The organism is Arthrobacter endolithicus, assembly GCF_026627425.1.
GTDB lineage: Bacteria > Actinomycetota > Actinomycetes > Actinomycetales > Micrococcaceae > Arthrobacter_M.
In genome coordinates, this window is the sequence record NZ_JAPNLH010000069.1 from 1 (window position 1) to 608 (window position 608).

Annotated in this window: 1 protein-coding gene; it reads left to right on the forward strand. The window is 61.3% G+C overall.

The window, feature by feature from the left end:
• A partial coding sequence (locus tag OS914_RS18035) for a tyrosine-type recombinase/integrase (RefSeq protein WP_267547432.1) occupies positions 1-608 on the forward strand: 608 nt, incomplete at both ends.

Below are 608 nucleotides of genomic sequence, written 5' to 3' on the forward strand. Positions count from 1 at the left end.
CGAACTCAACGAGGTATTGGAAGTAAAGAGCGCCAAATACGCCGTCACCGGGTTGCGGTCCTTCCTGGGTTGGGCGTTTATGGATGGGTTGTGTGCCCGGACGCTGGCCGGTGTGGTTCCGTCGGTTCCCGGTCACGGCAGCAACATTCCGCAGGGTCTGGGCGTAGCGGAAATGGAGACTTTGTTGGCATCGTGTGACCGCGACACCAGCATCGGGCTCCGTGACTACGCGATTCTCGTCGTGATGAGTCGATTGGGGCTACGCGCCAATGAGGTGGTATCCCTGACGCTCAAGGACATTGATTGGCGTGCCGGGGACATGGTTCTGAAGGGCAAGGGACGTTGCCGGGAGAAGCTGCCCCTACCAAGCGATGTTGGAACGGCTTTGGCAGAATACCTGCGTCGCGACCGGCCCGATTGTGCGGGAGAATCCCTTTTTCTACGGGTCCATGCGCCCGTGGGCGCGCTGAAATCGTCGGGCGTTTCCGAGGTGGTTTTGGCAGCCAGCAGACGTGCCGGTCTTGAAGGAGTACACGCCCACCAACTGCGGCACACAGCGGCAACGCAACTGCTGCGGTCCGGCGGTTCCCTGACCGATGTCGGCCAGG